General features: G+C 44.9%; 8 protein-coding genes and 20 tRNA genes. 26 read left to right on the top strand and 2 right to left on the bottom strand.

The features are described from left to right. The first annotated feature begins 29 nt into the window (after nucleotides 1–29). From BFW96_RS18030 to glgP, 25 genes are all read left to right on the top strand, one after another. A tRNA-Thr gene (locus tag BFW96_RS18030) sits at nucleotides 30–105 on the top strand. Between the two features lie 37 nt (nucleotides 106–142). After that, nucleotides 143–218: transfer RNA gene (locus BFW96_RS18025), tRNA-Lys, on the top strand. A 10-nt stretch (nucleotides 219–228) separates the two neighbouring features. Further along, nucleotides 229–315, top strand: a tRNA-Leu gene (locus BFW96_RS18020). A 5-nt stretch (nucleotides 316–320) separates the two neighbouring features. Further along, nucleotides 321–395 (top strand) — tRNA-Gly (locus tag BFW96_RS18015). Nucleotides 396–409: 14 nt separating this feature from the next. Further along, nucleotides 410–495 (top strand) — tRNA-Leu (locus tag BFW96_RS18010). A 9-nt stretch (nucleotides 496–504) separates the two neighbouring features. After that, a tRNA-Arg gene (locus BFW96_RS18005) sits at nucleotides 505–581 on the top strand. A gap of 15 nt (nucleotides 582–596) precedes the next feature. After that, nucleotides 597–673, top strand: a tRNA-Pro gene (locus BFW96_RS18000). A 5-nt stretch (nucleotides 674–678) separates the two neighbouring features. Continuing rightward, a tRNA-Ala gene (locus BFW96_RS17995) sits at nucleotides 679–751 on the top strand. 21 nt (nucleotides 752–772) lie between these two features. Next, nucleotides 773–849, top strand: a tRNA-Met gene (locus BFW96_RS17990). 2 nt (nucleotides 850–851) lie between these two features. Next, a tRNA-Ile gene (locus tag BFW96_RS17985) sits at nucleotides 852–928 on the top strand. A gap of 6 nt (nucleotides 929–934) precedes the next feature. Beyond that, nucleotides 935–1,027: transfer RNA gene (locus tag BFW96_RS17980), tRNA-Ser, on the top strand. A gap of 17 nt (nucleotides 1,028–1,044) precedes the next feature. Next, nucleotides 1,045–1,121 (top strand) — tRNA-Met (locus BFW96_RS17975). A gap of 11 nt (nucleotides 1,122–1,132) precedes the next feature. Then, nucleotides 1,133–1,209: transfer RNA gene (locus BFW96_RS17970), tRNA-Asp, on the top strand. Between the two features lie 12 nt (nucleotides 1,210–1,221). Next, a tRNA-Phe gene (locus BFW96_RS17965) sits at nucleotides 1,222–1,297 on the top strand. A 20-nt stretch (nucleotides 1,298–1,317) separates the two neighbouring features. Next, a tRNA-His gene (locus tag BFW96_RS17960) sits at nucleotides 1,318–1,393 on the top strand. A 10-nt stretch (nucleotides 1,394–1,403) separates the two neighbouring features. Then, a tRNA-Gly gene (locus tag BFW96_RS17955) sits at nucleotides 1,404–1,477 on the top strand. Nucleotides 1,478–1,492: 15 nt separating this feature from the next. Continuing rightward, a tRNA-Ile gene (locus BFW96_RS17950) sits at nucleotides 1,493–1,569 on the top strand. A 12-nt stretch (nucleotides 1,570–1,581) separates the two neighbouring features. Then, a tRNA-Asn gene (locus tag BFW96_RS17945) sits at nucleotides 1,582–1,656 on the top strand. Nucleotides 1,657–1,659: 3 nt separating this feature from the next. After that, a tRNA-Ser gene (locus tag BFW96_RS17940) sits at nucleotides 1,660–1,750 on the top strand. Between the two features lie 30 nt (nucleotides 1,751–1,780). Next, nucleotides 1,781–1,852: transfer RNA gene (locus BFW96_RS17935), tRNA-Glu, on the top strand. Nucleotides 1,853–2,084: 232 nt separating this feature from the next. Further along, entirely contained in the window at nucleotides 2,085–3,968 is a 1,884-nt protein-coding gene (gene glgB / locus BFW96_RS17930; RefSeq protein WP_040082023.1) for a 1,4-alpha-glucan branching enzyme, read from the top strand. Further along, nucleotides 3,965–5,107, top strand: coding sequence for a glucose-1-phosphate adenylyltransferase (locus tag BFW96_RS17925; RefSeq protein WP_069840203.1), 1,143 nt, complete (start codon nucleotides 3,965–3,967; stop codon nucleotides 5,105–5,107). Before glgB ends, BFW96_RS17925 begins: the two co-directional genes overlap by 4 nt. Before the next feature lie 23 nt (nucleotides 5,108–5,130). Then, nucleotides 5,131–6,162 carry a glucose-1-phosphate adenylyltransferase subunit GlgD gene (gene glgD, locus BFW96_RS17920; protein WP_083252917.1) on the top strand — a complete coding sequence of 344 codons (1,032 nt, stop codon included), beginning with the start codon at nucleotides 5,131–5,133 and terminating at the stop codon, nucleotides 6,160–6,162. After that, nucleotides 6,159–7,613, top strand: coding sequence for a glycogen synthase GlgA (gene glgA / locus BFW96_RS17915; RefSeq protein ID WP_069840202.1), 1,455 nt, complete (start codon nucleotides 6,159–6,161; stop codon nucleotides 7,611–7,613). Before glgD ends, glgA begins: the two co-directional genes overlap by 4 nt. Further along, on the top strand, nucleotides 7,600–9,996 hold the full coding sequence (gene glgP / locus BFW96_RS17910) for a glycogen phosphorylase GlgP (protein WP_069840201.1): 2,397 nt from the start codon (nucleotides 7,600–7,602) through the stop codon (nucleotides 9,994–9,996). Before glgA ends, glgP begins: the two co-directional genes overlap by 14 nt. A 30-nt stretch (nucleotides 9,997–10,026) precedes the next feature. Here the strand turns inward: glgP and BFW96_RS17905 are convergent, their stop codons facing one another. Then, nucleotides 10,027–10,494 (bottom strand): TspO/MBR family protein, encoded by a 468-nt coding sequence (locus BFW96_RS17905; RefSeq protein ID WP_069840200.1) that lies wholly within the window; start codon nucleotides 10,492–10,494, stop codon nucleotides 10,027–10,029. 93 nt (nucleotides 10,495–10,587) lie between these two features. Further along, nucleotides 10,588–11,661 carry a spore coat kinase CotI gene (cotI, locus tag BFW96_RS17900; protein WP_083252916.1) on the bottom strand — a complete coding sequence of 358 codons (1,074 nt, stop codon included), beginning with the start codon at nucleotides 11,659–11,661 and terminating at the stop codon, nucleotides 10,588–10,590. 189 nt (nucleotides 11,662–11,850) lie between these two features. Between cotI and cotSA the strand changes: the two genes are divergently transcribed. After that, nucleotides 11,851–12,984 carry a spore coat protein CotSA gene (gene cotSA, locus BFW96_RS17895; protein WP_069840198.1) on the top strand — a complete coding sequence of 378 codons (1,134 nt, stop codon included), beginning with the start codon at nucleotides 11,851–11,853 and terminating at the stop codon, nucleotides 12,982–12,984. Nucleotides 12,985–12,995 lie beyond the last annotated feature (11 nt).

Raw genomic sequence — 12,995 nt, 5'->3', positions numbered from 1 at the left:
CTTTATTATACATATCGGTTCACATATATGCCGGTGTAGCTCAATTGGTAGAGCAACTGACTTGTAATCAGTAGGTTGGGGGTTCAAGTCCTCTTGCCGGCACCACTTTTATATGATATAATACTTAAGTCTCTTGTAAGAAGAGCCATTAGCTCAGTTGGTAGAGCATCTGACTTTTAATCAGAGGGTCGAAGGTTCGAGTCCTTCATGGCTCACCATTTACATGTTGCGGATGTGGCGGAATTGGCAGACGCGCTAGAATCAGGCTCTAGTGTCTTTACAGACGTGGGGGTTCAAGTCCCTTCATCCGCACCATTTCTGCGGAAGTAGTTCAGTGGTAGAACACCACCTTGCCAAGGTGGGGGTCGCGGGTTCGAATCCCGTCTTCCGCTCCAACTATACCATCCACGCCGGGGTGGTGGAATTGGCAGACACACAGGACTTAAAATCCTGCGGTAGGTGACTACCGTGCCGGTTCAAGTCCGGCCCTCGGCATTAAGTTTTGCGCCCGTAGCTCAATTGGATAGAGCGTTTGACTACGGATCAAAAGGTTAGGGGTTCGACTCCTCTCGGGCGCGCCATGATCTATATGAAATCGGGAAGTAGCTCAGCTTGGTAGAGCACATGGTTTGGGACCATGGGGTCGCAGGTTCGAATCCTGTCTTCCCGACCATTCCTGGGGCCTTAGCTCAGCTGGGAGAGCGCCTGCTTTGCACGCAGGAGGTCAGCGGTTCGATCCCGCTAGGCTCCACTTGGTTTCTAAAAAATATTTGGCGGTGTAGCTCAGCTGGCTAGAGCGTACGGTTCATACCCGTGAGGTCGGGGGTTCGATCCCCTCCGCCGCTACCAATGGACCTTTAGCTCAGTTGGTTAGAGCAGACGGCTCATAACCGTCCGGTCGTAGGTTCGAGTCCTACAAGGTCCACCACTATACGGAGGAATACCCAAGTCTGGCTGAAGGGATCGGTCTTGAAAACCGACAGGGGTGTCAAAGCCCGCGGGGGTTCGAATCCCTCTTCCTCCGCCATACATATTTCCAATCATCGCGGGGTGGAGCAGTTCGGTAGCTCGTCGGGCTCATAACCCGAAGGTCGCAGGTTCAAATCCTGCCCCCGCAACCAAATTTTAAAATGGTCCGGTAGTTCAGTTGGTTAGAATGCCTGCCTGTCACGCAGGAGGTCGCGGGTTCGAGTCCCGTCCGGACCGCCATTTAAATACTTAGGCTCGGTAGCTCAGTTGGTAGAGCAACGGACTGAAAATCCGTGTGTCGGCGGTTCGATTCCGTCCCGAGCCACCATTTTATCAATATATATTTTGGCGGTTGTGGCGAAGTGGTTAACGCACCAGATTGTGGCTCTGGCATTCGTGGGTTCGATTCCCATCAATCGCCCCAAATAAAAATTGCGGGTGTAGTTTAGTGGTAAAACCTCAGCCTTCCAAGCTGATGTCGTGGGTTCGATTCCCATCACCCGCTCCATTTCTATATCGTCATGGGCCTGTAGCTCAGCTGGTTAGAGCGCACGCCTGATAAGCGTGAGGTCGATGGTTCGAGTCCATTCAGGCCCACCATGACTTTTATATTCCACAGTAGCTCAGTGGTAGAGCTATCGGCTGTTAACCGATCGGTCGCAGGTTCGAATCCTGCCTGTGGAGCCATATGGAGAAGTACTCAAGTGGCTGAAGAGGCGCCCCTGCTAAGGGTGTAGGTCGTGTAAGCGGCGCGAGGGTTCAAATCCCTCCTTCTCCGCCATATGATTACAGATATAAATTTATAATTGTCGGCCCGTTGGTCAAGCGGTTAAGACACCGCCCTTTCACGGCGGTAACACGGGTTCGAATCCCGTACGGGTCATCCAGAAGCCTTGCATATCCTGCAAGGCTTTTTTATTTTTATCAATCATAGATATGTCATAAGCTTCGTTCTTTATTTTAAAACAGGCAACAAAAATCTCCATATATTTTGTTTTTCTTCAGAAAATGAAGTTAATTGTCTATAAGTATAAGCGCTTTCAGGAAAGGGCTTTTTTTTATTTCTTCGAATAAATACTATAAATGAAAACTATGATGTCAGAAAGGATGATTACATGGCCGCTGCCAGCCCTACAGCACATGATGTTTATCTTTTTCACGAAGGCAGTCTGTTTAAAAGCTATCAGCTGTTTGGCTCGCATTTTCGTGAGCTGAATGGCACAAGCGGATATGAATTCTGTGTGTGGGCGCCTCATGCGTCGGAAGTACGAGTGGCTGGGGATTTTAACAGCTGGTCGGGAGAACAGCATGTGATGCACAGAGTGAATGATAATGGCATTTGGACGTTATTTATTCCGGGTTTAGGAGAAAAGGAACGATATAAATATGAAATCGTGACGAATTGCGGTGAGATTAGGCTGAAGGCAGATCCATACGCCATTTATTCAGAAGTCAGACCAAACACAGCGTCACTTACTTACGATTTGGAAGGGTACAGCTGGCAAGATCAAAAATGGCAAAAGAAACAGAAGACTAAGACGCTGTATGAGAAACCTGTTTTCATTTATGAACTGCATCTCGGGTCTTGGAAGAAGCATTCTGATGGCAGGCATTACTCCTATAAAGAGTTAAGTCAGACACTTATTCCGTATATCAAAGAGCATGGGTTTACCCATATTGAACTGCTTCCAGTGTATGAGCATCCATATGATCGTTCCTGGGGCTACCAAGGAACGGGGTATTACAGCCCGACAAGCAGGTTTGGCACACCGCACGATCTGATGAGGTTTGTTGATGAATGTCATCAACAAAATATCGGAGTCATTTTAGATTGGGTTCCTGGACATTTTTGTAAAGATGCACATGGCCTTTATATGTTTGATGGAGAACCGCTTTATGAATACAAAGAAGAACGTGATCGGGAGAACTGGTTATGGGGCACGGCAAATTTTGACCTGGGAAAACCAGAAGTTCATAGTTTTTTAATTTCGAATGCGTTGTACTGGGCGGAATTCTATCATATAGATGGATTTAGGGTTGATGCAGTGGCTAATATCCTGTATTGGCCAAATCAGGATGAACGCCACACGAATCCATATGCTGTTGAATTTTTAAAAAAACTCAATCAAACCATGAGAGAGGCATATCCACAGGTGATGATGATCGCGGAAGATTCTACAGAATGGCCTCAAGTGACAGGTGCCGTTGAGGAAGGGGGGCTTGGTTTTCATTATAAATGGAATATGGGATGGATGAATGACGTACTGAAATACATGGAGACGCCGCCTGAAGAAAGGCGGCATTGTCATCAGCTTATCTCTTTTTCATTACTGTATGCGTTTAGTGAACATTTTGTGTTGCCGTTTTCTCATGATGAAGTCGTATACGGAAAAAAATCACTTCTTAATAAAATGCCTGGCGACTACTGGCAGAAATTTGCCCAGTATCGGCTTTTGCTGGGCTATATGACAGTGCATCCCGGAAAGAAATTGATCTTTATGGGATCAGAGTTTGCTCAATTTGATGAATGGAAAGATACAGAACAGCTTGATTGGTTTTTGGACTCCTTCCCCATGCATCAGAAAGCCAGCGTTTTTACGCAAGATCTTCTCCGCTTTTATCAAAAAAGCAAAATCCTTTATGAGCATGACCATCGTGCACAATCGTTTGAATGGATTGATGTCCATAATGACGAACAATCAATCTTTTCTTTTATTCGCTATGGCAAAAAGCACGGTGAGGCGCTTGTCATCATTTGTAATTTTACACCCGCGGTCTATCATCAATATGATGTTGGAGTTCCTTTTTTTACCCAATACATCGAAGTGCTTAACAGTGACAGTGAAACATATGGAGGCTCAGGACAAATCAATAAAAAGCCGTTATCGGCCAAAAAGGGAGCTCTTCATCATAAACCGTGTTATATCACGATGACCATCCCCCCTTACGGCATCTCGATTTTACGGGCGGTTAGAAAAAGAGGAGAGATAAAAAGATGAAAAAACAATGTGTAGCCATGCTCCTTGCCGGCGGAAAGGGCAGCCGTCTAAGCGGTTTAACAAAAAATATGGCCAAACCGGCTGTATCTTTTGGGGGAAAATACAGGATTATTGATTTTACCCTAAGCAACTGTTCTAATTCAGGCATAGACACAGTCGGGATTTTAACCCAATATCAGCCGCTTGAGCTGAATTCCTATATTGGAATCGGCAGTGCATGGGATCTTGATAGATATAATGGCGGAGTGACGGTTTTACCTCCTTATGCCGAGTCGTCAGAAGTCAAATGGTATAAAGGGACGGCAAGCGCCATTTATGAAAATCTCAATTATTTGAATCAGTATGATCCTGAGTATGTACTGATTTTATCAGGAGATCACATATACAAAATGGATTACGGCAAAATGCTTGATTTTCACATTGAAAAGAAAGCGGATGTGACCATCTCTGTCATTGAAGTGGGCTGGGAGGAAGCAAGCCGGTTCGGGATTATGAAGGCCAATCCAGATGGGACGATCACACAATTTGATGAAAAGCCTAAGTTCCCTAAGAGCAATCTTGCCTCAATGGGAATTTATATCTTCAATTGGCCGCTTTTGAAACAGTATCTTGAGATGGACGATCAGAACCCTTATTCTAGCCACGACTTCGGCAAGGACATTATTCCTCTGCTTTTGAAGGAGAAAAAGAAGCTTTCCGCTTATCCGTTCAAAGGATATTGGAAGGATGTCGGAACAGTGCAGAGCTTGTGGGAAGCCAATATGGATTTATTAAAAGAGGACTCGGAGCTGAAGCTGTTTGAACGCAAATGGAAAATTTACTCCGTCAATCCAAATCAGCCCCCGCAATTTATTTCATCTGATGCACATGTTCAAGATTCGCTTGTGAACGAAGGCTGTGTTGTGTATGGAAATGTGTCTCACTCCGTTCTTTTTCAAGGTGTGACTGTCGGTAAGCATGCGACTGTCAAATCATCCGTCATCATGCCGGATGTGACGATTGGGGAGCATGTAGTGATTGAAAATGCCATCGTTCCTAAGGGGATGGTGCTCCCGGATGGCGCAGTGATTCGCTCCGAAAAAGACATTGAAGAGGTGCTGCTCGTTTCAGAGGAATTTGTAGAAAAAGAATTGATTTAATTACTGAACAGGGGGCAGAATCAGTGTTCAATAATAAAATGTTAGGTGTTATAGATGAAACCACATATAAGCATTCTCTTCAGGATTTAACAGCACAGCGGTCGCTTGGGGCGATTCCTTTTGCCGGCAGATACCGTCTGATTGATTTTATGCTTTCCAACATGGTGAATGCGGATATTAGGAGTGTTGCCATTTTTCCGAAGTATCGTTACCGTTCACTCATGGATCACCTTGGGGCAGGTAAGGAATGGGATTTGCATCGGAAAAAGGACGGTCTCTTTTTTTTCCCGTCTCCCCATCTTCATCACGAATACGATGAATTCGGTTCCTTTCGCCAGTTTTCGGACCATCTAGATTACTTCCACAGAAGCACGCAGCAATATGCTGTTATCTCCAACAGCCATACCGTATGCAACATTCAATTTCAATATGTGCTGAAACGCCATCAGGAGGTTGGCTGCGATGTCACCGAGGTATTTCAGGACGGCCAGTCGCTGCAAATCTATATCATGTCTACAACACTTTTAAAGGAGCTGATCTACGGACATAGCGAAAAAGGCTATAAAACCATTCAGGAGGCTGTTGAAAAGGAAGCTTCCGCCTTGACCATTTGCCCTTATGAATATTCAGGTTATGCCGCTGTTATTGATTCGGTGGAAAAATATTATACCCACAGCATGGAACTCATTCAGCCTCGTTTTTGGCAGCAGGTGTTTTTGCCGCAGCAGCCGATCTACACAAAAGTGAAGGATGAACCGCCGACGAAATACGGAAAACACAGCACTGTCAAAAATTCTTTGGTGGCAAACGGCTGTGTGCTTGAAGGAGAGGTTGAAAACTGCATTTTGTTCAGGGCGGTCCATGTCGGAAAGGGTACGAAGCTGAAAAACTGCATTATTATGCAAAAAACGCAGATTGGCGAGGATTGTCTTCTTGAGCAGGTCATTTCTGATAAGGACGTTAAAATCGGCAAGGCGACGGAAGCTGCTGGAACAGCTGAGCAGCCGCTTGTATTAAGAAAAGGTTTGGTGCAAGGAGAGCTGATGAATTCTTGAAGATATTATTTGCTGTGTCTGAATGCACCCCATTTGTTAAATCCGGAGGTCTTGCCGATGTAGCAGGTGCTCTTCCGAAGGCGCTTGTGAGATTAGGCAATGAGGTAGCTGTGATGCTGCCGAAGTACAGCCAAATACCTGAGCCGTGGAAAAAGCGTATGAAAAAAAAGGCTGAGTGTACCGTAGCTGTCGGCTGGCGCCAGCAATATTGCGGAATTGAACATATGGCAGAGGATGATGTGAATTATTACTTCATCGACAATGAGTACTATTTCAACAGGGATTCGTTGTATGGGCATTATGATGACGGTGAGCGGTTTGCCTTTTTTTCAAGAGCTGTGCTGGAGGCTGCCAAAGTTGTGAATGTTCCAGCCGATATTGTTCATACTCACGACTGGCATACAGCGATGGTCAATTATTTGCTGAAAGAGGAATACAGAAAACATCCTTTTTATGAACGCATGAAAAGCGTGCTCACGATTCACAACCTGCAGTTTCAAGGCATATTCCCTCCCGATGTCACACATGACTTGCTGGGTCTTGAGATGGATCATTTTCACTATGAAAGGTTAGAATGCAACGGATTTGTTAATTTTATGAAGGCGGGCATCATTGCGGCTGACCATGTGACGACTGTGAGCCCTACTTACAGAAATGAAATCTTGACGCCGTATTATGGTGAGCAGCTGGAACAGGTTTTGCAATATAGGGAAAATGATGTAACCGGCATTTTAAATGGCATTGATGATACGTTCTATCAGCCGAAAAGCGACCCTTATATAGAGGCGCAATACGATTCAGGGGATCTTGCATGCAAGTTGGAAAACAAAACGAAGCTTCAGCGGCGAATGGGGCTTCCAGAGAAAAACGATATTCCGCTGATCAGTATGGTGACAAGGCTCACTAAACAAAAGGGGCTTGATCTTGTCCGCAGAATTATGCACGAGCTTCTTGAGGAGCAAGACATACAGCTGATTGTGCTGGGGACAGGAGAACGTGAATTCGAAGATTATTTTCGGTATGCAGAATTTGCTTTTCATGAGAAGTGCAGAGCTTATATTGGGTTTGATGAGCCGCTTGCCCACCAAATTTATGCGGGATCTGATATGTTTTTGATGCCGTCGAAATTTGAGCCGTGCGGCTTGGGGCAGCTCATTGCTCTTCAATATGGCGCCATTCCCATTGTTAGGGAAACGGGTGGACTTTACGACACTGTCCGTTCCTATCAGGAGGAAGAGGGGACGGGCAATGGTTTTACATTTTCCGCCTTCAATGCGCATGACCTGAAATTTACGATTGAAAGGGCGCTGTCGTTTTATCGCCAACAGGATGTATGGCAGAGCATCATGAAGACCGCAATGAATGCAGATTACAGCTGGGGGAAGTCGGCTAAAGAGTATCAGCGCATTTTCGAGCATGTGACAAGGAGTGGACGGGATGTTCTCGAGTAAAGAACGCTTTGCAGATTTATTTTTAAAGCGCCTGGAAATGACGTGCGGAAAAAGCTTTAAAGATTCTGCCAAGCTGGATCAATATAAAACGTTGGGCAATATGGTCAGAGAGTATATCAGTGCAGATTGGATCAAGACGAATGAAAAAAGCAGATCCAATTCCGGAAAGCAGACATATTATTTATCAATCGAATTTCTGCTCGGTCAGCTCCTTGAACAAAACTTAATGAATCTCGGTGTTCGTGATGTTGTAGAAGCTGGTTTAAAGGATATCGGCATCAATTTAGAGGAGATCCTTCAGATAGAGAACGATGCTGGTCTCGGCAACGGCGGGCTTGGCCGGTTGGCCGCTTGCTTTTTAGATTCTCTTGCTTCGTTGAACCTGCCGGGGCACGGGATGGGCATCCGTTACAAGCATGGCTTGTTTGAGCAAAAAATTGTAGACGGGCATCAGGTGGAGCTGCCTGAGCAATGGCTGAAAAACGGGAATGTATGGGAAGTAAGGAATGCGGATCAGGCAGTTGACGTTCCGTTTTGGGGCGAAGTCCATATGACAGAAAAAAGCGGGCGCCTGCATTTTCGCCACGAACAAGCGACAATTGTTACCGCTGTTCCTTATGATATCCCGATCATCGGCTATGAAACAGGCACTGTCAACACGTTAAGGCTTTGGAACGCCGAGCCCTATGCGCATTATCACGGCGGTAATATTTTGTCTTATAAGCGGGAAACAGAAGCGGTTTCTGAATTTTTATATCCCGATGACACCCATGACGAGGGGAAAATTTTACGTCTGAAGCAGCAGTATTTTTTGGTATGCGCAAGCTTAAAAAGCATTGTAAACAATTACCGAAAAACGCATAAATCTTTATCCGGCCTGCATAAAAAAGTGAGCATTCATATTAATGACACTCATCCTGCGCTTGCGGTGCCTGAGCTGATGCGGATTTTGCTCGATGAAGAGGACATGAGCTGGGAAGAAGCTTGGCATATCACTGTACATACGATCTCTTATACGAATCATACAACATTGTCAGAAGCGCTTGAGAAATGGCCGATTCATTTGTTTAGGCCGCTGCTCCCGCGCATGTATATGATTATTGAAGAGATCAATGAAAGGTTTTGCCGCGCAGTTTGGGAAAAGTATCCGGGAGACTGGAAAAGGATAGAGAACATGGCGATTACAGCGCATGGGGTTGTCAAAATGGCTCATCTGGCCATAGTAGGCAGTTACAGTGTAAATGGTGTTGCAAAAATTCATTCCGATATATTAAAGGAAAGGGAGATGCGTGACTTTCACTTGCTGTTCCCGAATCGTTTTAACAATAAGACGAATGGGATTGCCCACAGGCGCTGGCTGTTAAAAGCGAATCCAGGCTTGTCTGCCATCATTACAGAGGCGATCGGCGATGAATGGGTGAAACAGCCGGAATCACTGATCCATTTAGAATCGTACGCCTCTGATCCTGCATTTATTGAACAGTTTCAAAACAACAAAAGCAAGAAAAAACAAGAGCTTGCCGATTTGATTTTTTGCACGGCAGGGGTGGTTGTGAACCCTGACAGCATATTCGATGTACAGGTGAAACGGCTTCATGCATATAAACGGCAGCTGTTGAATGTTCTTCACATTATGTATTTGTATAACCGCCTCAAGGAGGACGCTGGGTTTTCAATCTACCCGCAAACCTTTATTTTCGGGGCAAAGGCTTCACCAAGCTACTATTATGCCAAGAAAATCATTAAGCTGATCCATTCTGTCGCAGATAAAGTCAATTATGATCCGGCGGTCAAACAGCTGATCAAAGTTGTTTTTTTAGAAAATTATAGAGTTTCTATGGCTGAGCGAATTTTTCCGGCATCAGATGTAAGTGAGCAAATTTCAACCGCAAGCAAGGAAGCGTCTGGTACAGGAAATATGAAGTTTATGATGAACGGCGCTTTGACGATCGGCACGCATGATGGCGCTAATATCGAAATCCTTGAGCGGGTGGGCCCTGATTGTATTTACACGTTCGGCTTAAAAGCGGATGATGTTCTATCGTATCAGGAAAACGGCGGTTATAGATCGAGGGAATATTATCAGCATGACCGGAGAATCAGACAGGTAGTCGATCAGCTGATCAATGGTTTTTTTGAGGGAGAAGCAGATGAGTTCGAATCGATCTATGACTCACTGCTCCCGCATAATGATGAGTATTTTGTACTGAAGGATTTCAGCTCATATGCAGATGCGCAAGAGCGAATTCAAGCTGATTATCGAGAACGAAGGAAATGGTCTGAGCGTTCGATTGTAAACATTGCTCATTCTGGATATTTCTCCAGCGACCGCACGATCCGGGAATATGCGAAGGACATTTGGGGCATCAAGCCGATGATATGAAAAAGCCGCTGTATAAGCGGCTTTTTTTGTTCACAGATTCATTGAATCGATAGTAAAGGATAAGAACGTCGCAAATGCACTCCATAAAAAATAAGGCAAAAGAAGATAGCTTGCGGCTCTGCTGTATTTTTTCGCAATGATCAGTAATACGATTGCTGTGATGGCGACAAGCAGGCAGTCAATCGATGCAGCCAGCAGATTTTTTTGCGTAAACTGGAAATAGCTGAATGCCTGATTGAGCACGTAATTTATTAAAAGCGCAAACCAAAAGCTTTTTGCACCTTTAAAAGAAAACGCAGTATATATAATGGCAGCTGAAAGGGAGATCAGGGCAAACAGAATGGCCCAAATGATGCCGATCGCAGATCCGCTTGGCGTCCAGTCGGGTTTTTTTAATGAATTGTACCATTCTTGGTCAACAGGAAACAGGTATCCTGCGGCTGAAAACAGCACGTATGTAATCACAAAAACCGCTATGGCGCCGATCATCTTTTTCATGTTTGCATACCTCCGTATGTATTTATTTTACATTTATACTTACCCTTTAGCTTATAAAGATCAAACCCCCGATATGCGGGGGAAATGATGGGTTTAAATCAGCTGCTGCAATGCGTTTGATTTAATGCGTTCATATTCAAAAGCTGATTCTAATTCTTCCTTCGGTAAAGCAGACTTGCGGACGTATTTTTCGCGAATGACATCGTAAAGCTCATAAGGAAACAGCATATCTATAAACATGACTTGTTTTTGTTCTTCAGTTAATGGGGCTCTGGATTCGTATGCGTTCAGCATGACATGAAATGTCTCGTCATCCCAAACGCCCGTCGTATCCAAAAGCGGAATAATCATTTTGCGCAAATCACGAATAGGCAGATCAAATGATACGGTATCTAAGTCGATGACCCAAATCTGTTCATTTTCTCCTAAGAGTGTATTTCCGGTTCCGTAATCCTGGTGGCAAAGGTTAGGGCTTTTTTTCAGCTGTTCAGTCCATGGAACATAGGCCGATTGCAAAAGCTGGTCTTTGATGCGCAGGCCGTCTTCAATGAAGCGGTCTATCTCCTGAAGATAAAGCTGTGAGAATGGGTCTTCTTTTTCCGCTCTCGCCATCAGCTTCCACGTTTCCATCTGTTTGCACCGTTTCGTGTAGTGGTTCGGCCAGCGCCCTAATTTGGTAAATACGGGAACGCCATTCGGCGGCTGATATCCGACGGACGCTGTATGGAAATCAGCAAGGCCTTTCATGATAAACTCCAAGTCTTGCTTTACAGTCAGCTCAAACGGTCTTCCTTCAATCCAGTCATATACGACAAATAGAAAGGAGCCGTGCTTGGAATATAGGCTGCCTTTTTTGTTTGGGAGTATGCCAGGAACATTCATGCCTTTTTTTGCTAAATAATCCTGCGCGAAAATGGAAAATAACGCTTTCTTTTCCGGTCTGTGTATTCGTTTCAGACAAACCGCGCCGGAGCCTGTGTGGACCTTCCAGACCAGCGCCATCTGATTTCCCTGAATGACGTCTATTTTTTCAGCCTGCACATCCCATCCTTGAAGCACATTTTCAGCCAGCTCCGTTAATTTTTTTTCATCTTCTGCTGATAAAGGAAGCTCTGATGAATTCCCCTCCTCAATGACTTCGTGGTTTTCTGCCATTAAAGGACACATCCTTACCTGTTTTACTCCTACCTTATGAATCAAAAGGAAAAAATGATTGAGATATTTGACTATATTTAATAGAAGAATATGGTTGTTTACCCGTTTTGTTTTTGGGGCAGTCCCAATCCGCACAAGTTGGTTGATCAGCCGTATCATGATTCTAACTAGTTAAAAATCATGCAGGAATGGAGGCTATGTATGAAAATAGCACTGATCGCCACAGAGAAGCTTCCTGTCCCATCGGTTCGAGGAGGCGCCATTCAAATCTACCTCGAAGCGGTTGCCCCTTTAATTGCCAAAAAACATGAGGTGACTGTGTTTTCTATTAAAGATCCTAATCTCGCTGATAGAGAGACTGCAGAAGGTGTCCATTATGTGCATTTGGATGAAGACCGTTATGAAGAAGCTGTTGGAGAAGAGCTGAGAAGGAGCCGCTTTGACCTTGTGCATGTTTGTAATCGCCCAAGCTGGGTTCCAAAATTGAAAAAACAGGCGCCGGACGCTGTTTTTATATTAAGCGTTCACAATGAAATGTTTGCTTACGATAAAATCAGCCAGGCAGAAGGAGAGATTTGCATCGATTCCGTAGCGCAGATTGTTACGGTCAGCGATTATATAGGACAGACGATCACAAGCCGTTTTCCGTCAGCCCGATCAAAAACAAAAACAGTTTATTCCGGTGTGGATTTAAAAGCGTACCATCCCCGCTGGACGAATGAAGGACAGCGGGCTCGCGAAGAGATGCGAAGTGAGCTGGGGCTTCACGGCAAAAAAATCGTCCTATTTGTCGGCCGTCTTAGCAAAGTCAAAGGCCCGCACATTTTATTGCAGGCTTTGCCGGACATCATTGAGGAGCATCCCGATGTCATGATGGTGTTTATCGGGTCCAAATGGTTCGGAGATAATGAATTAAATAACTATGTCAAACATCTTCATACCCTTGGCGCGATGCAAAAGGATCATGTCACATTTATTCAATTTGTGAAGCCAAAGGACATTCCGCGACTTTATACCATGTCAGATGTATTTGTGTGCTCTTCGCAATGGCAGGAACCTTTAGCAAGGGTGCATTATGAAGCGATGGCTGCGGGACTGCCTATCATTACAAGCAATCGGGGAGGCAATCCAGAGGTCATAGAGGAAGGGAAAAACGGCTACATCATTCATGACTTTGAAAATCCTAAACAATATGCCGAACATATCAATGATTTGCTGAGAAGCTCGGAAAAGCGGGAACGGCTTGGGAAATACAGCCGCCGTGAGGCAGAAAGCAATTTCGGCTGGCAGAGGGTGGCTGAAAATCTGCTCAGCGTCTATGAAAAGAACAGATAGAAGGGGTGAAC

This window comes from Bacillus sp. F56 (assembly GCF_001748205.1).
GTDB classification, from domain to species: domain Bacteria; phylum Bacillota; class Bacilli; order Bacillales; family Bacillaceae; genus Bacillus; species Bacillus stercoris.
Note: the sequence above shows the minus strand (reverse complement) of the source record. Positions and strands in the feature narration are given on the sequence as shown.

Coding starts and splice junctions, on each gene's coding strand:
- glgB (WP_040082023.1), top strand. CDS start 2,085: ATGGCCGCTGCCAGCCCTACAGCACATGATGTTTATCTTTTTCACGAA.
- BFW96_RS17925 (WP_069840203.1), top strand. CDS start 3,965: ATGAAAAAACAATGTGTAGCCATGCTCCTTGCCGGCGGAAAGGGCAGC.
- glgP (WP_069840201.1), top strand. CDS start 7,600: ATGTTCTCGAGTAAAGAACGCTTTGCAGATTTATTTTTAAAGCGCCTG.
- BFW96_RS17905 (WP_069840200.1), bottom strand. CDS start 10,494: ATGAAAAAGATGATCGGCGCCATAGCGGTTTTTGTGATTACATACGTG.
- cotI (WP_083252916.1), bottom strand. CDS start 11,661: ATGTGTCCTTTAATGGCAGAAAACCACGAAGTCATTGAGGAGGGGAAT.
- cotSA (WP_069840198.1), top strand. CDS start 11,851: ATGAAAATAGCACTGATCGCCACAGAGAAGCTTCCTGTCCCATCGGTT.